This window comes from Streptomyces sp. NPDC047049 (assembly GCF_040643995.1).
Lineage (GTDB): Bacteria > Actinomycetota > Actinomycetes > Streptomycetales > Streptomycetaceae > Streptomyces > Streptomyces mooreae.
The window spans coordinates 141,794-166,422 of the sequence record NZ_JBEYVM010000013.1 but is presented as its reverse complement, the minus strand read 5'-3'; the positions used below and the strand labels follow the sequence as shown (position 1 = coordinate 166,422).

The following is a 24,629-nucleotide window of genomic DNA, read 5'->3' as shown; positions in this document are numbered from 1 at the left end:
GTCCGCTGGGTGGGCAGATGCGTCACAGGGGGTGGGTGTGGCGCCTGTCACGGCCTTGCCCGGGGCGGCGGCACTGCCATACTTACGAGACCGTAGGTTACGGTTCCGTAGCCGTAGCCGTGCCCCCGAGCCCCCGACGAGGGACACCATGACCGCTGGTTCCGAAGCCGTAGAAGATCCCCCGATTCCTGCCGGTTCCTCCGCCGGCCCGGCCGCTGCCGCCGCGGCGCCGTCCGCGACGCTGGGTGGCGAGCAGCGCAGGTCGGTCGAGCAGATCACGCTGCTGCTCTTCATCACCGTCCCGTTCGTGGCGCTGGTCGCCGCGGTCCCGCTGGCCTGGGGCTGGGGGGTGAGCTGGCTGGATCTGGGGCTGATGGTGGCGATGTACTACATCGGCTGCCACGGCATCACGATCGGCTTCCACCGCTACTTCACGCACGGTTCCTTCAAGGCGAAGCGGCCGCTGCGGATCGCGCTGGCGATCATGGGCTCGCTGGCGGTGGAGGGGCCGCTGGTGCGCTGGGTGGCGGACCACCGCAAGCACCACAAGTTCTCCGACGCCGAGGGCGACCCGCACTCCCCGTGGCGCTTCGGCGAGACGGTGCCGGCCTTGATGAAGGGCCTGTGGTGGGCGCACATCGGCTGGATGTTCGACGAGGAGCAGACCCCGCAGCAGAAGTACGCACCGGACCTGATCAGGGACGATGCGATCCGTACGGTCTCCCGCCAGTTCGTCCTGTGGACGACGGTGTCGCTGCTGATCCCGCCGCTGGTGGGCGGTCTGGCGACCTGGTCCTGGCAGGGTGCGCTGACCGCGTTCTTCTGGGGCTCCCTGGTCCGCGTCGCGCTGCTGCACCACGTCACCTGGTCGATCAACTCCATCTGCCACGCGGTGGGCAAGCGCCCCTTCAAGTCCCGCGACCGGTCGGGCAACGTCTGGTGGCTGGCCGTCCTGTCCTGCGGTGAGTCCTGGCACAACCTGCACCACGCGGACCCCACCTGTGCCCGGCACGGGGTGATGAAGGGGCAGCTGGATTCCAGCGCCCGGCTGATCCGCTGGTTCGAGAAGGCGGGCTGGGCGTATGACGTCCGGTGGCCGGACGCGTCCCGTATCGATGCCCGACGCGCGGAGCCGGCCGCCGGGGGTACGTCCCGGCGGTAGGCGGGGAAGGCATGATTGACGGGTGGCGATCGACGACAGCAGCGCGAGCAACAGCAAGGGCAAGCCCTCCCCGGCCGCGGGCACGCGGCGGGCCCGCCGGGTCCGGATGACCGGTGCGGAGCGCCGGGAGCAGCTGCTGGACATCGGTCGCACGCTCTTTGCCGAGCGGGGCTACGAGGGCACCTCGGTGGAGGAGATCGCGGCGAAGGCCGGGGTCTCCAAGCCGGTGGTCTACGAGCACTTCGGGGGCAAGGAAGGCCTGTACGCGGTGGTCGTGGACCGCGAGATGCGGCAGCTGCTGGACATGGTGACCGGCGCACTGACCGCCGGCCACCCGCGCGAACTCCTCGAACAGGCGGCGTTCGCGCTGCTCGATTACATCGAGACCTTCACCGACGGCTTCCGCATCCTGGTCCGCGATTCCCCGGTGGCCCAGTCCACGGGCACCTTCGCCTCCCTCATCAGCGATATCGCCACTCAGGTCGAGGACATCCTGGGCCTGGAATTCAAGGCCCGCGGCTTCGACCCGAAGCTGGCCCCGCTCTACGCTCAGGCCCTGGTCGGCATGGTCGCGCTGACCGGCCAGTGGTGGGTGGACACCCGCAAGCCGAAGAAGGCCGAGGTGGCGGCCCATCTGGTGAACCTGGCCTGGCACGGCCTGGGCAACCTGGAGGCGAGGCCGCGGTTGATAGGGCATCGGAAGAACTGAGGGGCGGGGAGGGGGCGGGGAGGGGGCGGGGCTGTCGGGGGCTGGGCTCTCGGGGGTGGCGCCTCACGGGCGGCCCGCCGGGTGATCGTTGTCTGACACACTGGTCGGCCGTCGTCATGTACCGCGTCTGTCGAGGCGATCCGGAACGGGAGCAACGAGCCGAATGTCCGAGATAACGTTCTGCCTTTCGCAGGAAGAATTTGCGCAGCAATTCACCGCACTTCCCGGGCACGAGGCATGGGGGGCTCTCCAAACGGGAAATGGGCGGATTGCCGCCGAGTCGCCCCTGGCCCGGGTTCACCGCCAGGGCGGCAGTGACGACCGCGCGCCGGCCTTCACCCTCACGGCGGGGACGGAGCCCGCCCACACCCTGTGCACCGTCGCCCCCGAGGCCGGCGCCGCCGGATCGGGTACCGCTTATGCGGTGCATGACGGAACCGGCAACCTCATCGGCCGGATCGTCCATGCGCGTTCCCCGCTGGGAGTTCGCCAGGCCTGGCGCATCGAGGACACGGTCAAGCAGTGCAGCGCGGTCGCCTACAAGGGAAATATCCGCGGCTGGATCGCATACTGGGCCATCTCGCCGTTCTGGGTCATTCTGGCGCTGATCCACCTTCTCAACGGTGACCTGCATCCGGGCCGTTCGGTGTGGCGCAAGCCCTACCGCGCCCGCTGGCGCATGCTCACCGGCGGCGGACCGAAGAAGGCCGCTCTCGACTTCAACACCGGCCGATACCGCGCGGACCCCGGCCTGCTGAATGTGCATCTCCTCTATGCGCAGGCCGCGTTGTACGGCGCGTAGCGCCGGACCTGGACGCCGCTCTCCCTTTCACGGAGCGCCGCCGCGCACACCCCCATCCGGGCATTCGATATCTAGCGACATATCCGGCATACCCCACAGTTTGTTTCTTCATGCAGCTTTGCCATGCCACCTCGCTGCACATTCCCCCTCCTTTAACCCTGTACTTTCACCCCGTCGGGCGTCACGGTACGGTGAGCAAATGTGCCGATCAGGGATCGTCGCACTCAAGAAATAGCTGAGCGATGGGGGAATCGCGCCGTGGCGACAGACTTCAAAATAGATGTCGAGCGCATCCAGGCGATGCTCAAGAAGCTCGCGGATGCGGACGACCGCATGCGGGATGCGCAGCACCGGCTCAACAAGGTGGGCCCGAAGACTCTGGGCACCGATGGTCTCGACGATGCCTGTGACGAGTTCCAGGATCAGTGGGGTGACGGCATCAAGCGGATCGCGGGTGCCGCCAAGGAGATTCACGAGAAGCTCAAGCTGACGCTGGACGCCTATAAGGCGGGCGAAGAAGAGAACGCCAAGATGATGGGCAAGAAGTAACCACCGGCGCAGCCTGATCGGCTCGACGCGCTGCCGAAGCAGAGATTGATCACACGGGGAGACGTATGTCCTGGCGCAGCATATTCATCGAAGACGACTCGGCCTGGCCCGGCGTCAAGTTCAATCCGGCCAAGGGAGATCTGGACCAGATCCAGGCGCTCGCTTCGGATGTGAAGTCCGTCGGCGACCAGCTCGACGAACTCGACCATATGCTCAAGTCGATCGGTAAGAGCGACGGCGCGTGGGAAGGTGAAGCGGCGCAGAACTTCGCGAAGAAGCTCGGTGAACTGCCCAAGTACCTTCACCAGGGCAGCGAATCGATGCACGACTGCGCCAAGGCTCTGCGGGGCTGGCACACCCATCTGCAGGGGTTCCAGCACAAGGCCGAAAAGATCGAGTCGGAGGCCGCGGCGACCCGCAAGGACGTGACGGCCAACCGGGAGCACTACGACCGGCTGAGGAAGCGGTACGACAACCTCAACCTGGCGACCGTGGATGCCGAGGACCCCGGGTTCAAGCAGCTCATGGCCGACATCGACACGGCCACGCACAAGGTCGACAACTCCCAGGACAAGCTGGACGACCTCGTCCGCGAGGCCGAGCGCATCTACGCCCAGTGGAAGGACCGCGCCGGCGAAGCCGAGCGCGCGATCCTCAAGGCCTCGGAGAACCACCCGCCGGACCTCCACTGGTGGAACAAGGCGATCGACGGCCTGAAGGCCGGCTTCCGGGCCTTCACGGACTGGCTGGTGGACCACGCCGACCTGCTGTCCACCATCTCGTCGGGCCTGGCCGCGGCCGCGCTCGCCTGCGAGTTCATTCCGGTCGCCGGAACGGCGGTGGGTGCCGTGCTCGCCGGTGCCTCCGCGGTCTGCGCCGCCGGCGCGATGGCCGGCCACTGGATCGGCAACGCACGAGGCAACGGCACCCCGGGCTGGAAGATCGGGCTCGACGCCCTCGGGGTGATCCCGGGTGTCGGCGGTATCGCGAAGTCTGCGTTCGCCGGCGCCAAAATCGGCACCCGCGCCGCGAGCATTGCCGGGGCCGGCGGACTGGGGAAGGTGGCCGCCGGGGCCCAGGGTCTGACGAGGGGCTACAAACTCGGCGACAAGGTCTACGAGGGCGTGCGGTCCCCCCTCAGCCAGAAGGGGATCAACTTTCTCCTGAAGGGCAAATTCCCGGAGGGGAAGGTACCGACCGCTGTGGAGGCCGGAATCCAATTGCCCATCAAGGCAGGGTCCTTCATCCACGGTGCCGAAAAGCAGCTCTCCGGTCATTCAGGAGAAAAGTAGCTCCGGGTCGGCACTGAACCCAGCAATGACATAGCGCTCGCGCGGCCATAACGGGTCGCGCGACGCAGGGTCGACGCGAGCCCTTTTCCGGTTCGGCCGGCCGAGCGGCGCACCACCCGGCCGCGGGAACAGCGAAAGGATCGAACCATGTCGAATGACGCCGGGGACGCGACGGCGGGCGCGCCGTCGCCGCAGCAGAGAGCGTCCGGCCTGCGCATCGGCTGGATCATGCCCCCCTTCCTCCACGAACTGCCCGTGAATGCCGTGGATGACGAAGCAGCGGCCGACCAGTTGTACACACTGGTCACAGAACTCCTGCCGGACCACCCTCCGGAGTATCAATACCGCTTCGCGCTGGGCCTCTCGGCACAGTTGGAACCCATGGTGGCGGCGAATGTCATCTATGCCGGCCTCTGCCCGCTCGAAGTGGAGGGCCGGCCGAGTCTGTCGACCATCGTGGTGAGTCAGATGGAGCACGACCGTGAGGACGAGGCCGAGCTGCTGCGCACCACGCGCGAGCTCCTGGAGCGGAAGTACCCGGATGACGACTGTCAGAGGGTGGAGTTGACGTGCGGACCTGCACTCACCCGTACCGGCACCTCCAGGTTCGTCATCAATGCGGAGTGGTCGGCATCCGGTAATGAGCAGCCGGTTGTCCTGACGCAGATGCAGGCCTATATCCCGCTGCCCGGTACCGCGGAAATGCTGGTCTTCGAGCTCAGTTCGCAAGCGAGCGAGGACTGGGGTCTGCATGCCGAAGTCTTCGGCGAAATCCTCAACACCGTCGACTGGGGGACGGACCAGGAGGTTGAGGATTACCGCGCCATGCAGGGCGGGGGATCGGCCGGCGCGTCGGCCGTCGCCGAGCCGGACGAGTCCGTCAAAAAGGGCCTGTACTGGCACTCCAGCAGGCTGCTCGACGCCATGGCCTTGCGCGGGCGCATGGGCGGGCAGGAGCCCGTTGGCACCACCACCTGCCAGGATTGCTGGACCAAGGGCCTACGCACACCGTGCATCGCCACGCACCATTGGCATATCGATCTCCCGTCGGCCGACGATCTCCCCGGCGCCCTGTCACGGGTGAACGCGGCCTCGTCCACCAACGGCTGGGAATCGGAGACGACCGACGCCGGTAACACCGCACGCGGGTGGGAAATCGATACCGCCGGGGAGCGGGTGGGTCATTCCTTCACCGTCTCCATCGATATATCTGCGCGCAGAATCACGGCCGAGGTGACCTCACCGTGCACCCGCGCCTCCGCCCCTGCCGATTCCCTGTTCGGCTGAGAGGAGCTGAGAACGTTGCGGGCCGATCCGGAGCAGGAGCGGACACTGACCGGCGATATCCCGTCGCCCAGCGGGCCGGTGGCCGGCGGCCGGTCAGCCGCACGCGGAGACCGGCGTCATCTCCTTTGTTGCGCTCACCGAATATCAGCTGCGATTTGTGTACGTCCGGGTCCGGGAATATCAGCCGGTTGCCCACCGGGCCGGCCGAGTAGAAGCGCCGGTGGCCCGGCAGGTGGTCATCCCAGGTGACGGTGGCACCGGCGGCGGAAAGGCGGGCGGCGAGCTGGATGTGGTCGGGGCCGGTGATCACGGCGGAGCCGCGGGGCCGGCAGGTGTCAGCGGAACCGCGGCTGTCAGCCGGTATCAGCCCGCCGCCGGCTTCCGGGCGACGGCGAAGATGCGGCGGAAGGGGAAGACGGTGCCGTGGGGGCCGGTGGGGTAGGCCTTGCGGAGGGCGTCGCGGTATTCGGCGAGGAAGGCCTCGCGGGCGGCCGGGTCGTGCTCCAGGGCGGTCAGGACGGGGCGCAGGGCGGTGCCCTTGACCCAGTCGAGGACCGGGTCATCGCCTTTCAGTAGCTGGACGTAGGTGGTCTCCCATACGTCGGTGGCACAGCCCAGACAGGTAAGGCGCTCCAGATAATCGGCCGGCTCGAGGATGTGGATGAAGCGGCGGCCGTGCGGGGTGAGCCGTTCGCGCCATTGGGGGGCGTCGCACAGCTCGCCGAGGAGGGCGTGGCTGGGCGAGGTGAAGTTGCCGGGGACCTGGAAGGCGAACGTGCCGCCGGGGGCGAGGGCATCGATCCAACGGGCGAAGGAATCCGGGTGGTTGGGGACCCACTGCAGTGCCGCGTTGGACACGATCAGGTCGTAGGTCTCCTCGGGGGCCCAGTCGGCGGCATCGGCGGGGGCAAAGTCGAGGTGGCCGCCGTCCGCGGTCGGGCCGGAGTGGGCCTCGGCTTCCTTGAGCATCTCCGGGGAGTTGTCGTAGCCGGTGATGTGGGCGTCGGGCCAGCGTGCGGCGAGCAGGGCGGTGACGTTTCCGGGACCGCAGCCGAGGTCGGCGATGCGGGCGGGGCGGCCGCGCCGGGGCAGGTCGGGTATCCGGGCGAGAAGGTCGTGGAAGGGGCGGGTACGGTGCCCGGAGTGGCGGAGGTATTGCTGCGGATCCCAGATGGGTGCGTCGTGCATGATCGAAACCCCTTTGCCGATGCAGGGCTGATACAAGGCTGGCACGGTCGGATTCGGGCCGTCTCGGCTGGAAACCGAGCCCCCGCCGACGATGCCCCATAGTCCAGCGAAATATATCTCGACGTCAAGAGACTTCATGTCGACAGACCCTCTACACTGATCGTCATGGAGGACGAGGTCGATCGACTGGTCGCAGCATGGCGCCGCGAGCGCCCGGACCTCGACGTGGAACCACTTGAGGTCCTCAGCCGTGTCTCCAGGCTGGCCAGACACCTTGACCGGGCCCGTCGTATCGCCTTTTCCGAGGTGGGCCTGGAGCCCTGGGAATTCGACGTACTCACCGCGCTGCGGCGCGCCGGGGCGCCGTATCAGCTCTCCCCCGGGGCGCTGCTGACCCAGACCCTGGTCACCTCGGGGACGATGACCAACCGCATCGACCGGCTCGCCAAGAAGAACCTGGTCGAGCGCCTGCCCGACCCGAGCGACCGGCGCGGAGTGCTGGTCAGGCTGACGGCCGAGGGCCGCGACAAGGCCGACCAGTCGCTGGCCGGGCTGCTGATACAGGAGCGTGCGATCCTCGCCGAGCTCTCCCGCCAGCAGCGCGGCGAACTCGCCGGTCTGCTGCGGCGGTTGACCGGACCGTTCGACAACATTCCGGGGTAGGGCCGGGGGCCCGCGGGCACGGAGCCCGGCGCACACCGCGTTTTTTGATGGCGCGCATGCGACTCACGTGCGCCCCCTGAATCTGCACGCGCCCCTCTGCTCCCCCTCTCCTCCCCCGTCCCCTTGCCCGCCGCTCGTCCCGTGGGCTTGGATCGCGCCATGAGCCAGCAGCGCGCATCGCACCCGCCGAACGGCCCGTACGGCAAGCGGTTCGAGGGCCGTACGGTCCTGGTGAGCGGTGCCGCCGCCGGGATCGGGGCGGCCACCGCCGACCGGCTGGCGGCCGAGGGGGCCGGCGTGCTGCTGCTGGACATCGACGACGCGCGCGGCGAACACACCGCACGGCGGATCCGGGCGGGCGGCGGCCATGCCTCGTACGAGCACTGCGATGTGGCGGACGAGGACGACTGGCGGCGGGCGGTCGAGGCGGCGCGGCAGCGCTACGGGCCGGTGGACGGGCTGGTCAGCAATGCCTTCCTGCCGTATGTGGCGTCCGCGGGACACACCCCGCTCACGGACTGGGACCGGCAGCTCGCGGTCAACCTCACCGGCTCCTTCCTCGGCGTGCGCGCCGCCCTGGAGGATCTGCGGACGCGCCATGGCACGGTGGTGCTGACCTCGTCGGTGCATGCGCTGATCGGGCTGCCGGGGCGGCCCGCGTACGCCGCGGCCAAGGCCGGGCTGACCGGGCTGGGTCGTCAACTGGCCGTCGAATACGGGCCAGAGGTCCGGGTCAACAGCGTGCTGCCGGGGCCCGTACTGACGGCGGCCTGGGACGGTATCAGCGAGGAGGAGCGGCGGGCCAGCGCCGCGCAGACGGCGGCGCGGCGGCTGGGGCGGCCCGAGGAGGTCGCGGCCGCCATCGCCTTCCTGCTCTCCCCCGAGGCGTCCTTCGTCACGGGTGCGAGCCTCGTCGTCGACGGGGGCTGGAGCGTGTACAAGAACTCGTCGTGAGCCGGTCCCGGTGACGACGGGGCCGCGGCACCCCCGCCCGGGCCTCGCTCCGCAGGGGGATCCATTCCGACCCGTAGGGGGATCCGTTCGATCCGCAGGGGTATCCATTCCGACCCGTAGGGGGATCCATGGGCATCCATTTCGGCGGCGACTACAACCCCGAGCAGTGGCCCGAGGAGGTGTGGGCCGAGGATCTGAAGCTGATGAAGGCGGCCCGCGTCACCATGGTCACCGCCGGGATCTTCTCCTGGGCCGGGGTCGAACCCCGGCCCGGGGCCTGGGACTTCGGCTGGTTCGACCGTGTCATGGACGGGCTGGCGGGCGCCGGGATCGCCGTCTGCCTGGCCACCATGACCGCCTCGCCCCCGCCGTGGCTGTCCCACGCACACCCCGGGATCCTGCCCGAGGACGCCGACGGGCGGCGCCGCTGGCCCGGCGGCCGGCAGCACTACTGTCCCTCCAGCCCCGTCTACCGGGCACACGCCCTGCGCCTGGTCGAACAGCTCGCCGCCCGCTACGCCGGCCACCCGGCGCTGGCCCTGTGGCACGTCGGCAACGAATACGGGTGCCACACCCGCCAGTGCTACTGCGAGGTCTCGGCCGACGACTTCCGGCACTGGCTGCGCGCACGCTACGGGGACATCGACGCGCTCAACGCCGCCTGGTCGACGGCCTTCTGGTCACAGGCCTACGGCGACTTCGACGAGGTGCTGCCGCCGCGCACCGCGCCCACCTTCCCCAACCCCGCCCAGCAGCTGGACTATCCGCGCTTCGGCGACGCGGCCCTGCGCGCCTGCTATCTGGCCGAAAAGTCGGTGCTGGAGCGCCTGACCCCCCGGATTCCGGTCACCACCAATCTGATGCCGCAGCACAAGCCCGTCGACGCCTTCGCCTGGTCCCCCCATATGGACGCGATGGCGCTGGACTTCTACCAGGACCCGTACGCGCCCGACGACCACATCCGGGCCGGCTATGTCTTCGACCTGATGCGCTCGGCGCGCTCCGGGCAGCCCTGGATGCTGCTGGAGCAGGCACCGGGCGCGGTCAACTGGCGGCCCCGCAACGGCCCCAAGCCGCCCGGCGCGATGCGGCTGTGGAGCTGGCAGGCCGTCGCGCAGGGCGCGGACGCGGTGCTGTACTTCCAGTGGCGGCAGTCGCCGGGCGGCGCTGAGAAGTTCCACTCGGCGATGCTGCCGCACGGCGGGACCAACACCCGCATCTTCCGCGAAGTGGCGGAGCTGGGGCGGGAGCTGGCGTCGCTGCCCGGCATCGAGGGGACCCGGTCACGGGCCGCGGTGGCGCTGCTGGCCGACTGGCACAGCTGGTGGGCGCTGGAGCTGGATTCCAAGCCGTCGACCGCGCTGGACCACTCCCGGATCGCGCTGGATCATTACCGGCCGCTGTTCGAGGCGGGGGTGGCCTGCGATGTGGTGCCGCCGCAGCGTGACCTGTCCGGCTACCGGCTGGTCGTGGCGCCCAATCTGTATCTGCTCACCGCGGACGACGCCGCGCGGCTGACCGCCTATGTGCGGGACGGCGGACACCTGCTGGTGTCGTTCTTCTCCGGGATCGTCGACGCCCACGACCGGGTGCACCCCGGTGGATATCCGGGCGCGCTGCGGGAGCTGCTGGGGCTGCGGGTGGAGGAGTTCTGGCCGCTGGACGAGGGCCGCCGGGTGAACGTCGGCGGGGCGTACACGGGGCGGGCGGATCTGTGGTCGGAGGTCATCGACCTCGAAGGGGCCGAGGCGCTGGCCCGCTTCACGGACGGGGACCTCGCCGGGCGGCCCGCGGTGACCCGGCACGCCTACGGGCGGGGCACGGTCTGGTACGTGGGCACCCGGCTCGACGCCGCGCCGATGCGGGCCCTGCTGGACGACGTACGGGCGGCGGCCGGGGTCACGCCCGTACTGCCGGGGCTGCCGGAGGGCGTCCAGGCCACCGTCCGCGAGGGCACCGGCGGGCGGTATCTCTTCCTGCTCAACCACGGGGCCGAGGCGGTGGAGGCGGTGCTGCCGGGGCCGATGCGGGAGGCGCTGTCGGCGGTGGACGGGGCGGGCGAGGGCGCGGGCGGGGCCGGTCCCGGGGTCGTCGACCGGGTCGTGCTGGGGCCCCGGGGCGTGGCCGTATTGACCGAGCCCGGCGCGTAGGGCGGCGCACAGGGTGGCGGTGCTGCGCGCGGGCGGCGGTCCTGCGCGCGGGTGGCGCTCCCACGCTCCCGCGCGACGCGCTCGCGAGGCCTCAAGACCCGCGCACCCCCTCGCCCGCCCGCCCCCTGCGCCCCACGGGGCACCAGGGACCGCAGCCCCTCACGGCACCGGCACCGACGCCGCCGCGGCCGCCGTCTCCAGTTCGACCGGGCCGACCCCGGCCCGGCGGGCCAGCGCGACGGCCGCGAGGGTGGAGTGCACCCCGAGCTTGCCGAGCACGTTCTGCATATGGGTACGGACCGTGTGCGGCGAGAGGAACAGCCGCTCGGCGACCGCCTTGCGGCCCAGGCCCGCCACCATGCAGCGCAGCACCTCGCGCTCGCGCGGGGTCAGCGACTCCACCAGCCGTTCGCTCTCGGAGCGGTGCTTGCGGGCGGCCGTCAACTCCCGCAGGACGCCGGTCAGCAGCGCGGGCGGCAGATGCGTCTCGTCGCGGAGCACACCGCGGATGACGGCGAGCAGCCGGGAGAGCGAGCAGTCCTTGGCGACCCAGCCGGAGGCGCCGGCCTGCAGCGCGGCGGCCGCGCGGCGCGGGTCGTCGCGGTCGGCGAGGACGACGGTGCGCAGATACGGATGGCTGGTGCGCAGGCCGGAGACCAGCGCGATGCCGTCCCGCGGCACGGCGCGCGGCACGGCGTCCCGCGGCGCTCCCTGCGCGGGCACCGCGAGCAGCGGCGCGGCGAGGTCCGCGTCGGCGAGCAGCACGTCGAACCGGCGGCCGTCGGTGACCGCCCGGTCCAGATTGCGCAGCGCCGCGGGGGCGCTGCCCGCGGCCGCTACGTCCACGTCCTGTTCCGCGGCGAGCGCGGCCGCCAGGGATTCGGCGAAGATGCGGTGGTCGTCGACCACCAGAACCCGGATGCGTTGCACAGAGACCCCCTGTCTCGGTGAACGGACCATAGCGGGCACGGCGCCCGGATTGAAGATCGCCTCAGCCGCACGGCCGCCGCCGTGCCGACATGACTACCCCACCCCGGGCGCCGTACCCGAACGGTCTCGCCCCCTGATCGGCACCGGCCCCCACCGGTGCAGGCTCCCAGCGTACGGACGGGTTGCGGCAAGGGAAGGTGATTGACGAAACTGCCCCTCCACCCGGGCCGTTCGGCGGCCGCCCGGTGGCCGCGCGCCGCCCGGCACGCCCTACTCGACGCGGTGCGCTCCCGCGCTCGGGACGGCCTCGAAGATCCGCGGGGCGGCATGGCCGGCCGCCGCGAAGGCCTCGCTGACCGCCGCGCCGACGGCGGGGGCGTCGGCCTCCTCGACGAGCACGATCGCCGAGCCGCCGAAGCCGCCACCGGTCATCCGGGCCCCGAGGGCGCCCGCCGCGTTGGCGGTGTCGACGGCGAGGTCGAGCTCCCGGCAGGAGATCTTGAAGTCGTCGCGCAGCGAGGCGTGCCCGGCCGTCAGCAGCGGGCCGATGGCGCGGGTGCGGCCCGTGTCGAGCAGCGCGACGACCTCTTCGACCCGGTGGTTCTCGGTGACGATGTGGCGGACCAGGGCCCGGGTGACGGGGTCGTCGGCCAGCCCGGCCAGGGCCTCGGGCAGATGCGCGTACGGCACATCGCGCAGGGCTCGCACGCCGAGCGCCCGCGCGCCACGCTCGCAACCGGCGCGCCGCTCCGCGTATGCGCCGTCGCCCAGCTCGTGCTTCACCCGGGTGTCCACGACGAGGAGCCGCAGCCCCTCCCCCGCCAGGTCGAACGGGATCTGGCGGCGGGTGAGTTCGCGGGTGTCGAGGAAGAGGGCATGGCCCTCGGTGCAGCAGGCCGCGGCGGTCTGGTCCATGATCCCGCAGGGCACCCCGACGAAGGCGTTCTCGGCCCGCTGGGCGAGCCGGGCCAGTTGCTGCGGCTCCTGGCCGAGCGCGTACAGGTCGTTGAGAGCGACCGCGGTGACGACCTCCAGGGCGGCGGAGGAGGAGAGCCCGGCGCCGGTCGGCACCGTGCTGTCGTAGTGCAGGTCCGCGCCGCCGACCGGCAGGCCGGCCTCCCGCATCGCCCAGACGACACCGGCCGGATACGCGGCCCAGCCCGCCTGGGGCGCCGGCCGCAGCGCGTCGATGCGCAGTTCGACGATGCCGCCGTCGGCGCCGCCGGAGTGCAGCCTCAGCACCCCGTCGGTGCGGGCCGAGGCGGCGGCGAGGGTGGTGTGCGGGAGGGCGAGCGGCATCACGAAGCCGTCGTTGTAATCGGTGTGTTCACCGATCAGGTTGACCCGGCCGGGCGCCGCCCAGGTGCCCGTGGGGGCGGCGCCGTACACCGCGGCGAATGCCGCCGCGGTGTGCTGAGCGCCGTGCGGGCGCCCGGTGGCCGGGGTGGCGGCTCCGTGAGCGGTCATCAGGTCCCCTGTGGTGAGTTGTGGTGGTTTTCCCGGTCGAGGTGCTGGGCGAACTGCCAGGCGTCGGTGACGATTCCGGCGAGGTCGGCGCGGCTGGGGCGCCAGCCGAGGCGGTCGATGGCGGCCTGCGCGGAGGCCACCAGCACGGCGGGGTCGCCGCCGCGGCGCGGGGCGGCGATCTCGGGGATGGGGTGCCCGGTGACCTTGCGGACGGTCTCGATGACCTCGCGGACGGAGAAGCCGTTGCCGTTGCCGAGGTTGCAGATCAGGTGCTCGCCCGCGGTGGCGGAGTCGAGGGCGAGGAGGTGGGCCTCGGCGAGGTCGGCGACATGGATGTAGTCGCGTACGCAGGTGCCGTCGGGGGTGGGGTAGTCGTCGCCGAAGACGGAGATCGCCTCGCGCTTGCCCTGGGCGACCTGGAGGACGAGCGGGATGAGGTGCGACTCGGGGTCGTGGCGCTCGCCGCAGCTGCCGTAGGCGCCGGCGACGTTGAAGTAGCGCAGCGAGACCGCGGCCAGGCCGTGGGCCGCCGCCTCCCCGCTGATCATGTGGTCGACGGCGAGCTTGCTGGCGCCGTACGGGCTGGTGGGCGCGGTCTCGGCGGACTCGGTGATCGGGGTGGCGGCCGGCTCGCCGTAGGTGGCGGCGGTGGAGGAGAAGACGAGGGTGCGGACACCGGCGGCGCGCATCGCGGCGAGCAGGTCCATGGTGCCGCCGACGTTGTTGCGCCAGTACTTCTCGGGGTCCACGACGGACTCGCCGACCTGGGAGAAGGCGGCGAAGTGCAGCACCGCGTCGTAGGAGGGGTCGAGCCACGTGGCGGCATCCTGGATGCGGCCCTCGATGAAGCGGGCACCGGCGGGGATGCCCTCGCGGTGGCCGGTGGACAGGTCGTCCAGCACGGTCACCTCGTGACCGGCCTGCAGCAGATGCGCCGCAACGACGCTTCCGACATATCCCGCACCGCCTGTGACCAGGTACTTCTTGCTCACTTGCTCGCTACCTCTCGCAGTCGCTCGGCCGCGGCCTCCGGCGGCACATCATTGATGAACACATTCATGCCGGATTCGGAACCCGCGAGAAACTTCAGCTTGCCGGAAGTGCGGCGGATGGTGAAAAGCTCGAGGTGGAGTGCGAAGTCCTCCCGGTGGTCGGCGCGCAGCGGCGCCTGGTGCCAGGCGGCGATGTACGGCGTGCGGGCGGCGCCGGCCGCCCGGGCCCCCGGGCCCGTCCCCGTGTCGAAGATCCGGTCGAAGCGCCGCAGGACTTCCAGGTAGACCTGGGGGAACTCGGTGCGCGCGGCGTCGTCGAGGGCGAGCAGGTCGGGGACCCGGCGCTTGGGGTAGAGGTGCACCTCGTAGGGCCAGTGGGCGGCGTAGGGGACGAACGCCACCCAGTGCGCGCCGTCGAGGACGATCCGGCGGCCGTCGGCGAGCTCGTCCGCGACCACCTCGTCGAAGAGGTTGCCGCCGGCGGTGGCCGTGCGGTGCGCGGCCAGCGAGGTGAGCATGCGCGCGGTGCGCGAGGTGACGAAGGGGTACGCGTAGATCTGACCGTGCGGGTGGCCGAGGGTGACGCCGATCTCGGCGCCGCGGTTCTCGAAGCAGAAGACCTGCTCCACGCCGGGGAGCTGGGAGAGCTCCGCGGTGCGGTCGGTCCACGCCTCCAGGACCAGGGCGGCCTGCTCCTCGGTGAGGTCGGCGAAGGAGGCGTCGTGGTCGGGGGTGAAGCAGACGACCTCGCAGCGGCCACCGTCGCCGGCGAGGGACGGGAAGCGGTTCTCGAAGACGGCGACGTCGTAGTCAGCGGCGGGGATCTCGGAGAAGCGGCCCTCGCGGGAGGGGCACAGCGGGCACTCGTCGGCCGGGGGGTGGTAGGTGCGGGCCTGGCGGTGCGAGGCGATGGCGACATCGTCGCCGAGGAGCCGGTCGTGACGGATCTCGGAGGCGGTGGCCACGGGGTCGAGGGGGCGCCGGTCCACGGCATCGCGTACGACGTCGTCACGCGCGTCGTAGTAGATGAGCTCCCTGCCGTCCGCCAGCCGGGTCGACGTCTTCTTCACGGGCGCTCCTCACCCTCTGACCAAACACAAACAAACACAATGAAGCACAACTAAACAGTTGCGTCAATGTACGGGCTGCGGGCGAATCCCGGGTGAAGTCCGGGCGAACATTCCCGGCATACCGGCCACCCCGATCACGAAAGCGCAACTGAACCAAACAAAAGTATTCAGTTTCCCGAGGACCGCGCGTAGCTTTTTGTGCGTTCCGATCGCACACAACGATGTGTCCTCCGGGGGCCGCGCTCCCGACCCGCGAAATGAGTCGCCCATGATCACCCTGGCCGAGGGGCTACGGCTCCCCACCAACGGGCTCGATTACACGATCCTGGCCATCTACTTCGTCGTCGTCCTCGGTATCGGATTCGCGGCCAAACGCAGCGTGAAGACGAGCCTGGACTTCTTCCTCTCCGGGCGGTCGCTGCCTGCCTGGGTCACCGGCCTCGCCTTCGTCGCCGCCAACCTCGGCGCCACCGAGATCCTCGGTATGGCCGCCAACGGTGCGCAGTACGGGGCCTACACCGTGCACTGGTACTGGATCGGCGCCATCCCGGCGATGGTCTTCCTGGGCCTGGTGATGATGCCGTTCTACTACGGCTCCAAGGTCCGTTCGGTGCCCGAGTTCCTGCTGCACCGCTTCGGGCCCTCCTCGCACCTGCTGTCGTCGGTCATCTTCGCCGTCTCGTCCGTACTGATCGCCGGCGTGAACCTCTACGCCATGGCGATCGTGCTGCAGGCGCTGCTCGGCTGGCCGCAGTGGGTCGCGATCGTCGTCGCCGGCTTCTTCGTCCTGGCGTACATCACCATCGGCGGCCTGTCCTCGGCGATCTACAACGAGGTGCTGCAGTTCTTCGTCATCCTGGCCGCGCTGATCCCGCTGACCGTCGTCGGCCTCAAGCGCGTCGGCGGCTGGGACGGCCTGACCGACTCGCTGACCTCGTCACACGGCGACGCGTTCCTGACCGCCTGGAAGGGCACCGGCATCGGCGAGGCCAACCCGCTCGGCGCGAACTGGCTCACCATCGTCCTCGGCCTCGGCTTCGTGATGAGCTTCGGCTACTGGACGACCAACTTCGCCGAGGTGCAGCGCGCGCTGTCCGCGAAGAACCTCTCCGCCGCCAAGCGCACCCCGCTGATCGCCGCCTTCCCCAAGATATTCATCCCGCTGGTGGTGGTCGTCCCCGGTCTGATCGCGCTGGTCATGGAGCCGACGCTGGGCAAGTCCAAGGACGGGCTGCAGTACAACGACGCGATCCCGGTGCTGATGCGGGACCTGCTGCCCAACGGCGTGCTGGGCATCGCGGTGACCGGTCTGCTGGCGGCGTTCATGGCGGGCATGGCCGCCAACGTCTCGTCCTTCAACACGGTCTTCACCAACGACATCTGGGCGGCGTACCTCAAGAAGGGCCGCGAGGACCGCTACTACCTGAAGACCGGACGCGTGGTCACCGCGGTCGGCGTGCTGATCGGCATGGGCACGGCGTTCATCGCCTCGTCCTTCAGCAACATCATGAACTACCTGCAGACCCTGTTCTCCTTCTTCAACGTGCCGCTGTTCGTCGTCTTCATCATCGGCATGTTCTGGAAGCGGACCAGCGCAGCGGCCGGCTTCTGGGGCCTGCTCTCCGGCACGGTCGCCGCGATGGTCAACTACTTCGGGCTCTACAAGCAGGGCATCATCGCGATCCCCTCCGAGCAGGGCGCCAACTTCGTCTCCTCGATCGTGGCGTTCGTCGTCGGCGCGCTGGTGATGGTGCTCGTCACCCTGGTCACCAAGCCCAAGCCGGCCGAGTCCCTGGCGGGCCTGGTCTACGGCTCGCGGTCTCCCGGCATGGAAGAACTGCCGGCCGAGGGCGACGACGCGTGGTACCGCAAGCCGGCCCTGCTGGGCTGGGGCGCGCTCGTCCTCGCCGCCGTCTGCTACGTCCCGTTCTCCTTCTGAACCTGTCTGAACCAGCGGAGTTGACGCACCATGAGTGACTATCAGCACGAGGTCGAGGAGCTGGAGCGCGAGTCGGCGACCGCCGCGCGGCTCTTCGACGTACGGCGCATCATCGGCGGCCTGTTCGTCGTCTACGGGGTGATCGTCACCATCGCCGGCCTGACGGCCTCGGACGCCGACCTCAAGAAGGCCCAGGACATCAACATCAACCTGTGGACGGGCGTGGGCATGCTCGCCCTCGGCCTCTTCTTCCTCATCTGGCTGAAGCTGCGGCCGGCCGTGCCGCCGACGGCGGAGGAGTTGCGGGCGGGGATCGCGGAGGGGTCCGCGGAGGGCTGAACGGGGCGTGTTACTGCGGGGGCGGAGGCGGAGGCGGGACCGGATCGTCTTGATCCGCCCCCGCCGTGGCACCCTCCGCCATCCCCGCCCTCGCCGGCGTCCCCGTGCCCGTCCCCGCACCCGTCCCCACCGCCGCGGCGGGCGCCGCGCGCCCGCCCGCCGCCCGGTCCAGCAGCCCGGTGCGCGCCGCCAGGGCCGCGGCCTCCAGCCGTGACCCCACCTCCAGCTTCATCAGCACCCGCTGGACATGCGTACGCGCCGTACTCGGCGCGATGTCCATCCCCGCCGCGATCAGCCGCGTGTCCTCGCCGTCCGCGACCCGCATCAAGACCTCGACCTCGCGCGGGGTGAGCAGTTCCAGCAGCCGCGCCCCCTCGTCGTCCGGCTGCGCCGCGGGGTGCAGCAACTCCTCGAAGGCCTGCTGCAACAACTGCGGCGCCACCGCCGCCTCCCCCGCCCGCGCCTTCATCATGGCGCGCTCCACACCTTCGATCCGCTCGTCGTTACGGACATAACCGGAGGCACCGGCGGCAAAAGCGGCGGCGATCCCGCGCGGACTGGGAACCGGCCCCAGCACCACCACCGCGACCTGCGGCCGCTCCTTCTTGATCCGTACGACCGGGTCGAAGGCGCCGGGACGGGCCGGTACGGCGGTCCCCAGCAGGCACACCTCGGGCGCCCGGCTCACCACCAGCTCCGCGGCCCCCGCACTCGGCGCGGCCGCCGCCAGGACGCGGTGCCCGCGCAGCTTCAGCGCCGAAGCCAGCGCCTCCGCGAGCAGACGGTGATCGTCCACCACCATGAGCCGCACGCCCATCGAGCAACCCCCTCCACCCCGGCGGGCCCCGGCGCGACCCCCTGCCGGGCCGCTCGTCCCCGGGAAGCTACACGCTCGGCTGCGATCACGCGCCCCCTACCGGGAAGAAGCCCCCGGAATGCTGGAATCCCGGCCAATCTGGGCTGGTTGCTGCTGTTGGGGGGGCGTGTGCGGGCCAGCGGTTCGGCCCGCTGGGTGGGGCAGGCGGAGCACAGGGGCGGGAGTGAAGGCCGGTCTGCTCGTCGGGAAGCTTGGAGTTGCCGGGGCGGGGCGACGCCGCCCGCCGCGGGGAACGTAATTGAACAAGAAAGAAACCATGGGCCGGTATCCGCAGATGGTGCCCTTGCGTCTCGCTGTCAGCGTCATGTGCCAAGGTAGGGCCAGTAGTTCACCAGTTCAGCAGCTGACCACTTCTGCAGCTCCATAATGTCCGTGGCGCATCGGGGGATCTTTCCGCATGTCTTTGACCGACGAGATAGCGGCAGTCCATGCCGGACAGCCGGATCCAGGCGCATTGGTGGGGGAGTTCCGCCGCACCCACATCCTGCTCCCGACGGTCGACGACACCTTCCTGTCGGCCGAGTTGGACGGCATCCGGTGGCTGTATGCCTTCACCGACGAGGACGCGCTGAGCCGCTTCGCGCTGTCCCGGGGGAGCGAACCCGGGACGGAGTGGCAGTACGTGTCGGTGTCCGGCGCTCGGGTCCTTGACGTGCTGATTCCCGCGATCGAGGGTCCAACGGGGGTGGCGCTGGACGCGGGGAGCGAGCAGGGGGCGCTCTTCCCTCCGGTGTCCGGAATCGTGCCCGACAGCGTCGCCGTCGACGTATCGGCAGGCGGCATGTCCGAAACCGCATCGCTCAGTGGGAAGGCGTAGGAATGGGACTGATAAATGGCGCCGGATATCAGCTCGATCCGGAGGCTTTCGAGGAAATCACCAAAGGCATCAGGGCGGCGACAGCCGAGCTGAAGGAGTTGGGCTTCGACATCGAAGCCCAACTCGGCCGTGGTTTCGACAGAGTGTCCCTGGACAGCGTGGAATGCGGCGACGACGGCTTGGCGTCGGTTCTGGAATCGTTCTGCGACCGCTGGGGCTGGGGCGTGCGCAGCCTGATGCAGGATGCCAACGAATTCTCGAAGAAGCTGCAGCTGACCGCCGGCATCTACTACGAGCAGGAGCAGTACCTCTCGGACACGTTGAAGCAGACGACGAACGCGATGCTGGGGGATCCGAGCCTGACGGCCGAGCAGTTGCACAAGCGGTCCTGGAGCCAGATCGCCGAAGACAATCCCTTCGAGCAGGCTCTGCACCCGGACTTCGATCCGAACTCCGCGGAGTCGCGGGAGGCACGGGACAACATGAAGGGCACGGCCCAGAAGCTCGCGCAGGACTTCCACTCCGTCCCCGACCGGATGACGCACCCCTTTGACGACCCTGCCGAGGTCACGACGGAGTTCCACGAACCCAAGAAGTCCGAAGACCACGGGGGCAGCAACAAGTGAACTGGCTGGGGGATTTCACCAACAAGGTCGGCGAGGGCGCGAGGCAGTTCACGGATCTCGCGGAACGCGGTGCCGGTGAGATCGTGGAGTTCGGGGCTGACAAGGCCGGGGACGTCCTGGACACGGTCGGGGCGGACGGCGCCGCGGATGCCGTCCGCTCGGGCGGCGACAAGCTCGCGGGCGCGCTGGGTGCCCACGTCGACGAGCGTCAGCTCGATGAGACCCAGGACCCCAAGGAACTCATCCACGGCGACGTCGAGAAGATCAACGAGAGCGCGTCGCATCTGAAGGACTTTTCGGCGGCCTTCGACCGGGTGGCCGATGGCATGCGCAAGCTGGGCTCGCACCGAGGCTGGGGCGGCAAGGCCGCCGACGCCTTCCGCGAGAAGTTCGACATGCACCCCAAGCAGTGGATGCACGCGGCCGATGCCTGCGGCGACGCCTCGAAGGCGCTGAAGGCGTATGCGGAGACGGTCTCCTGGGCGCAGGGCAAAGCCGCCGACGCGATCGAGAAGTACCAGAAGGCAGAGGAAGCGACGCGGAAGGCCGAGGAGTCCTATGCGACGAAGGTGAAGTTCTACCTCGGGGACGTCGAGGCCTGGAACGACATCGCAAAGAGTGGCGCGGACCCGGGGCCGGCGCCGCAGAAGCCCGATAAGTACGTCGATCCGGGGGACGGGGGCCGCGAGGCGGCTCAGGAGATCCTCAAGGAGGCCCGAAGCCAACGCAACGAGGCCGCCGAAAAGGCCCGCAACGCCGTCAAGAAGGCTTTGGCCCACGCACCGGACAAGCCCGCGTTCACCGACCTGGCCGGGGCTGCCCTCAAGGACGGCGGCAAGGCGTTCGTCCTGGAGCACATGCACCTGGCCGGCGGCGCACTGAAGGCCGGCGCCGAGACGTGGAAGCTCGCCCGCATGGTCAACCCCATGGATCCCTACAACATCACCCACCCCTGGAAGTTCCTGGCCAACGCCGGCACCACGCTCATGGGCCTGGCCCAGGCTCCCCTCCACCCGATCGACACCGCCAAGGGCATACTCGGCTCGGGCTGGGGCAGCGACCCGGTCGACTCGTGGGGCGCCTTGGTGGTGAACGTCGTCGGAGGCAAGGGGGCCGGCGGGCTGGCCAAGGGGGCGGCGAAGGGGGCGGCGAAGGGCGCGTTCAAGGGGGCTGCTCGGTCAGCCGTCAGGGAGGGCGGCAAGCGCACCATCATGGACCGGGCCCGTACCGCCTGGTGCAAGATCTTCGGCAACGACCCCATCGACATGGCCACCGGCCGGATGATCCTGCCGCAGACCGACATCACCCTCCCCGGCAGTCTCCCCCTCGCCTTCACCCGTACCTTCGAGTCGTCCTACCGCACCGGCCGCTGGTTCGGCCCGACCTGGATGAGCACCGTCGACCAGCGGCTGGAGATCGACGCCGAGGGCGTCATCCTCATCGGCGAGGAGGGCAACTTCCTCCTCTACCCGCACCCGGCCGTAGGCGTGCCCACCCTCCCCACCGAGGGCGACGGCCACCCCCTGGAGCGCACCCCGGACGGCGACTACCTCCTCACCGACCCGGTCACCGGCACCCGCCGCTACTTCACCACCTACACCGAAGACCTCGCCGTCCTCGACGAGATATCCGACCGCCACGGCAACCACCACACCTTCGACTACACCGAAGACGGCACCCCCACCGCCATCACCCACAGCGCCGGCTACCGCCTCCTGCTCACCACGGACGAAGGCCGCATCACGGCTCTGCATCTGGCGGGCGCGGCTCCCGACGGCTCCGACCAGTTGCTGATGACGTACGGCTACGACGACGCCGGCAACCTCATCACCACCACCAACTCCTCCGGCCTCCCGCTCCGCTTCACCTACGACGACCACGGCCGCATCACGTCTTGGACGGACACCAACGACAGCAGCTACACCTACGTCTACGACGACGATGACCGCTGCACCTCACAGGGCGGCATAGCGGGCCACCTCCGCGCCCAGTTCACCTGGGGCGAGCCGGATCCCGTAACGGGCCTGCGCACCAACCTGCTCCACAACTCCCAGGGCGGCGTCACCCGCTACGAGGTCAACGAACGCCACCAGATCGTCGCGGAGACCGACCCCACCGGCTCCACCACCCGCACGGTCCGCGACGCCAAGCACCGCGTCCTGTCCAGCACCGACCCACTGGGCCGCACCACCCGCTTCACCTACGACGACGAGGGTCGTCCCACCGCCATCACGCTCCCCGACGGCTCCACCGCCACCACCACCTACAACGACCTCAGCCTGCCCCTGACCAGCACCGGCCCGGACGGCACCAGCTGGACCCACACCTACGACGCCGACGGCAACCGGACCTCCTCCACCGACCCCACGGGCGCCACGACCACCTACACCCACGACGCCCGCGGCCACGTCTCATCGATCACCGACGCCCTCGGCAACACCACGCACCTCTACTGCAACGAGGCCGGTCTGCCCCTGACCGTCACCGACCCACTGGGCGCCACCACCCGCTACCGCCGCGACGCCTTCGGCCGCACCACCTCCGTCACCGACCCCCTGGGCGAGACCACCCACATGGTGTGGACCGTCGAAGGGAGGCTCGCGGCCCGCATAGACGCCGCCGGCGCCACCGAGGAGTGGACCTACGACGGCGAGGGCAACCGCCTCACCCACACCGACGCCATCGGCCAGACCACCCGCTTCGAGTACAGCCACTTCGACCTGCTCACGGCCCGCACCGGCCCCGACGGCGTCCGCCACGAGTTCACCCACGACACCGAACTCCGCCTCACCCAGGTCACCAATCCCCAGGGCCTCACCTGGAACTACGCCTACGACGGCGCCGGCCGCCTCATATCCGAGACGGACTTCGACGACCGCGTCCTGGCGTACACCCACGACCCGGCGGGCCAACTGCTGACCCGCACCAACGCCCTCGGCGAGGTCACCAGCTACACCCGCGACACCCTCGGCCGTATCACCGAGAAGAATGCCGCCGGCCTGGTCACGACATTCGCCCACGACGTGTCCGGCAACCTCCAGCAGGCCGCCAACCCCGACGCGACGGTCACCTACACCCGCGACATCCTCGGCCGCGTCACCGCCGAGTCCGTCAACGGCCGCACCATGACGTTCACCTACGACGCCCTGGGCCGCCGCACCTCCCGCACCACCCCCACCGGCCACACCACCACCTACACCTACGACGCCGCCGGCAACCGCACCGCCATGGACATCGCCGGCCACGTCCTCACCTTCGACCACGACGCCGCAGGCCAAGAACTCACCCGCACCATCGGCGACCATCTCCAACTCGCCCACACCTGGGACCCCACGGGCCGCCTCGCCAGCCAGTCCCTCACCACAGCAGCCACCGGGACTGTGCCGTCCCCCACTGGGGCGCACCAGGCACAGAACACTGCCGCCGCCGAAGCCCAACGGGTCCTCCACCGCGGCTACACCTACCGCCCCGACGGCCACCTCACCGCGATCGACGACTCCCACACCGGCCGCCGCACGTTCGACCTCGACCGCGCCGGCCGGGTCACCGCCGTCCACGCCACTGACTGGACCGAGACCTACGCCTACGACGAGGCTGGCAACCAAACCCACGCCACCTGGCCCGACCGGCATGCCAACCCCTCGGCCCGAGGCGAAAGGACCTACGAGGGCACCAACATCATCCGCGCCGGCCGTATACGCTACGAACACGACGCCCTCGGCCGAGTAACCCTGCGCCAAAAAATTCGCCTCTCTCGCAAACCAGACACCTGGCGCTTCTCCTGGAACGCCGAGGGCCGACTTACATCCGTCGACACGCCAGACGGCGCCACCTGGCGCTACCTCTACGACCCTTTCGGTCGCCGAATAGGCAAACAATGTTGGCGCAATGGCTACACAGAGGCCACTGAAGAAATATCTTTCACCTGGGATGGCTCGACCCTCACCGAACAGTGCTCCCAACTAGCACGTGCCACCCAATCTATTTCTCTCACATGGGAATATAGCGGCATTTCCCCGGTCAGCCAGACCGAACGGAAGATCGCCAGCCCCGGATCACCGATACCCGACCAGGCAATCGACGAGCGCTTCTTCGCCGTTATCGCTGACTCCACGGGAAGCCCGACACACCTTGCGTCAGAATCTGGCGACATCTCCTGGCAAAGCCGCTGCACCATCTGGGGAAGTACGGTATGGAATCAATCCGCCACCGCATACATTCCACTCCGGTTCCCAGGTCAGCTGTACGACGCTGAAACAGGCCTGCATTACAACTACTTCCGTTACTACGCCCCAGAGAGTAGCCGATACATCTCTGCGGATCCGTTGGGGATCGCACCATCACCCAATCCGGTGGCGTACGTCACTAATCCGCACGCGAGTGCGGACCCCATGGGCCTCAGTCCGTGCGATATCGCACTGGGCCTGGAAGATGAGGGGGATCTGCGTAGATTCGCAGCAAAGCACAATTTCGAACATTTCATGGATCGTACGCGAGATGACGCACTGTCAGAAGTGAGACATGTGGCCCACATGGAGCCACACAGGCGAATACACGTGGTCCTTGATGGATTTAGGCTAACTAACGGAAAAAGAGGGAGCCTCCAAGAAGTCTTCGAGGACTTTTACAAGGAAGGCGGCGGCGATAACTGGCTTACCACGCAGCGCGAAATGTATCACGTAGGTGAAAGCATCAGACGTGAGGCAAGAGCATGGGATTCGATATCATTTTGGCATGAAGGCGGTAAGGTAGACTTGTCCATGCCGGATTTCGGGGACTTGAGGAGACAGGCTGGAATAGGGTGAATGCGAGCAAG

General features: G+C 69.4%; 20 protein-coding genes and 1 pseudogene. 14 read left to right on the top strand and 7 right to left on the bottom strand.

Annotated features, from left to right (window positions below):
• The first annotated feature begins 148 nt into the window (after positions 1 to 148).
• From ABZ851_RS25975 to ABZ851_RS25950, 6 genes are all read left to right on the top strand, one after another.
• Entirely contained in the window at positions 149 to 1,162 is a 1,014-nt protein-coding gene (locus ABZ851_RS25975; RefSeq protein ID WP_361131969.1) for a fatty acid desaturase, read from the top strand.
• 22 nt (positions 1,163 to 1,184) lie between these two features.
• On the top strand, positions 1,185 to 1,871 hold the full coding sequence (locus ABZ851_RS25970; protein WP_361131966.1) for a TetR/AcrR family transcriptional regulator: 687 nt from the start codon (positions 1,185 to 1,187) through the stop codon (positions 1,869 to 1,871).
• A 163-nt stretch (positions 1,872 to 2,034) separates the two neighbouring features.
• Positions 2,035 to 2,673, top strand: coding sequence for a hypothetical protein (locus ABZ851_RS25965; RefSeq protein WP_361131964.1), 639 nt, complete (start codon positions 2,035 to 2,037; stop codon positions 2,671 to 2,673).
• Positions 2,674 to 2,931: 258 nt separating this feature from the next.
• Positions 2,932 to 3,222 (top strand): hypothetical protein, encoded by a 291-nt coding sequence (locus tag ABZ851_RS25960; RefSeq protein WP_176956506.1) that lies wholly within the window; start codon positions 2,932 to 2,934, stop codon positions 3,220 to 3,222.
• Between the two features lie 65 nt (positions 3,223 to 3,287).
• Positions 3,288 to 4,514, top strand: a complete 1,227-nt coding sequence (locus ABZ851_RS25955; RefSeq protein WP_361131961.1) for a putative T7SS-secreted protein — start codon at positions 3,288 to 3,290, stop codon at positions 4,512 to 4,514.
• 147 nt (positions 4,515 to 4,661) lie between these two features.
• Positions 4,662 to 5,801 carry a hypothetical protein gene (locus tag ABZ851_RS25950; RefSeq protein ID WP_361131958.1) on the top strand — a complete coding sequence of 380 codons (1,140 nt, stop codon included), beginning with the start codon at positions 4,662 to 4,664 and terminating at the stop codon, positions 5,799 to 5,801.
• 166 nt (positions 5,802 to 5,967) lie between these two features.
• On the opposite strand, the pseudogene ABZ851_RS25945 reads toward ABZ851_RS25950, so the two are convergent.
• Together ABZ851_RS25945 and ABZ851_RS25940 are read right to left on the bottom strand one after the other, a co-directional pair.
• Positions 5,968 to 6,081: pseudogene (locus ABZ851_RS25945) on the bottom strand (glyoxalase); the annotation flags it as partial.
• 83 nt (positions 6,082 to 6,164) lie between these two features.
• Positions 6,165 to 6,989, bottom strand: coding sequence for a trans-aconitate 2-methyltransferase (locus ABZ851_RS25940; RefSeq protein ID WP_361131955.1), 825 nt, complete (start codon positions 6,987 to 6,989; stop codon positions 6,165 to 6,167).
• A gap of 165 nt (positions 6,990 to 7,154) precedes the next feature.
• On the opposite strand from ABZ851_RS25940, the gene ABZ851_RS25935 reads away from it, so the two are divergent.
• The 3 genes from ABZ851_RS25935 to ABZ851_RS25925 all read left to right on the top strand — a co-directional run bounded on the left by ABZ851_RS25935 (position 7,155) and on the right by ABZ851_RS25925 (position 10,756).
• Positions 7,155 to 7,652: a MarR family transcriptional regulator gene (locus ABZ851_RS25935; protein WP_088798071.1), complete on the top strand. Its 498-nt coding sequence runs from the start codon at positions 7,155 to 7,157 to the stop codon at positions 7,650 to 7,652.
• A gap of 159 nt (positions 7,653 to 7,811) precedes the next feature.
• On the top strand, positions 7,812 to 8,606 hold the full coding sequence (locus ABZ851_RS25930; protein WP_361131952.1) for an SDR family oxidoreductase: 795 nt from the start codon (positions 7,812 to 7,814) through the stop codon (positions 8,604 to 8,606).
• A 128-nt stretch (positions 8,607 to 8,734) separates the two neighbouring features.
• The gene (locus ABZ851_RS25925) at positions 8,735 to 10,756 is read left to right on the top strand and encodes a beta-galactosidase (protein ID WP_361131949.1); all 2,022 of its coding nucleotides are present in this window, start codon (positions 8,735 to 8,737) and stop codon (positions 10,754 to 10,756) included.
• A gap of 159 nt (positions 10,757 to 10,915) precedes the next feature.
• On the opposite strand, the gene ABZ851_RS25920 is transcribed toward ABZ851_RS25925, so the two are convergent.
• From ABZ851_RS25920 to galT, 4 genes are all read right to left on the bottom strand, one after another.
• Positions 10,916 to 11,686: a response regulator transcription factor gene (locus ABZ851_RS25920; protein ID WP_361131946.1), complete on the bottom strand. Its 771-nt coding sequence runs from the start codon at positions 11,684 to 11,686 to the stop codon at positions 10,916 to 10,918.
• A gap of 270 nt (positions 11,687 to 11,956) precedes the next feature.
• A complete protein-coding gene (gene galK, locus ABZ851_RS25915; protein WP_361131942.1) occupies positions 11,957 to 13,153 on the bottom strand; it encodes a galactokinase in 1,197 nt (398 codons plus the stop codon).
• Positions 13,153 to 14,145, bottom strand: a complete 993-nt coding sequence (gene galE / locus ABZ851_RS25910; protein ID WP_361131939.1) for a UDP-glucose 4-epimerase GalE — start codon at positions 14,143 to 14,145, stop codon at positions 13,153 to 13,155. The genes galK and galE overlap by 1 nt, the downstream gene beginning before the upstream one ends.
• A complete protein-coding gene (gene galT, locus ABZ851_RS25905) occupies positions 14,142 to 15,215 on the bottom strand; it encodes a galactose-1-phosphate uridylyltransferase (RefSeq protein WP_361131936.1) in 1,074 nt (357 codons plus the stop codon). The genes galE and galT overlap by 4 nt, the downstream gene beginning before the upstream one ends.
• A 268-nt stretch (positions 15,216 to 15,483) precedes the next feature.
• On the opposite strand from galT, the gene ABZ851_RS25900 reads away from it, so the two are divergent.
• Together ABZ851_RS25900 and ABZ851_RS25895 are read left to right on the top strand one after the other, a co-directional pair.
• Positions 15,484 to 17,154 (top strand): sodium:solute symporter family protein, encoded by a 1,671-nt coding sequence (locus ABZ851_RS25900; RefSeq protein WP_361131933.1) that lies wholly within the window; start codon positions 15,484 to 15,486, stop codon positions 17,152 to 17,154.
• Between the two features lie 30 nt (positions 17,155 to 17,184).
• Positions 17,185 to 17,493, top strand: coding sequence for a hypothetical protein (locus tag ABZ851_RS25895; protein ID WP_361131930.1), 309 nt, complete (start codon positions 17,185 to 17,187; stop codon positions 17,491 to 17,493).
• Between the two features lie 10 nt (positions 17,494 to 17,503).
• Here the strand turns inward: ABZ851_RS25895 and ABZ851_RS25890 are convergent, their stop codons facing one another.
• Entirely contained in the window at positions 17,504 to 18,310 is an 807-nt protein-coding gene (locus ABZ851_RS25890; RefSeq protein WP_361131927.1) for a LuxR C-terminal-related transcriptional regulator, read from the bottom strand.
• A gap of 457 nt (positions 18,311 to 18,767) precedes the next feature.
• Here ABZ851_RS25890 and ABZ851_RS25885 point away from each other — a divergent pair, with 457 nt between their 5' ends.
• From ABZ851_RS25885 to ABZ851_RS25875, 3 genes are read left to right on the top strand one after another with little or no spacing between them, the layout of a single operon-like run.
• A complete protein-coding gene (locus tag ABZ851_RS25885) occupies positions 18,768 to 19,187 on the top strand; it encodes an SseB family protein (RefSeq protein ID WP_361131924.1) in 420 nt (139 codons plus the stop codon).
• Between the two features lie 2 nt (positions 19,188 to 19,189).
• Positions 19,190 to 19,813, top strand: coding sequence for a hypothetical protein (locus tag ABZ851_RS25880; RefSeq protein ID WP_361131921.1), 624 nt, complete (start codon positions 19,190 to 19,192; stop codon positions 19,811 to 19,813).
• Positions 19,810 to 24,618: a putative T7SS-secreted protein gene (locus tag ABZ851_RS25875; RefSeq protein WP_361131918.1), complete on the top strand. Its 4,809-nt coding sequence runs from the start codon at positions 19,810 to 19,812 to the stop codon at positions 24,616 to 24,618. Before ABZ851_RS25880 ends, ABZ851_RS25875 begins: the two co-directional genes overlap by 4 nt.
• The last annotated feature ends 11 nt before the right edge of the window (positions 24,619 to 24,629 follow it).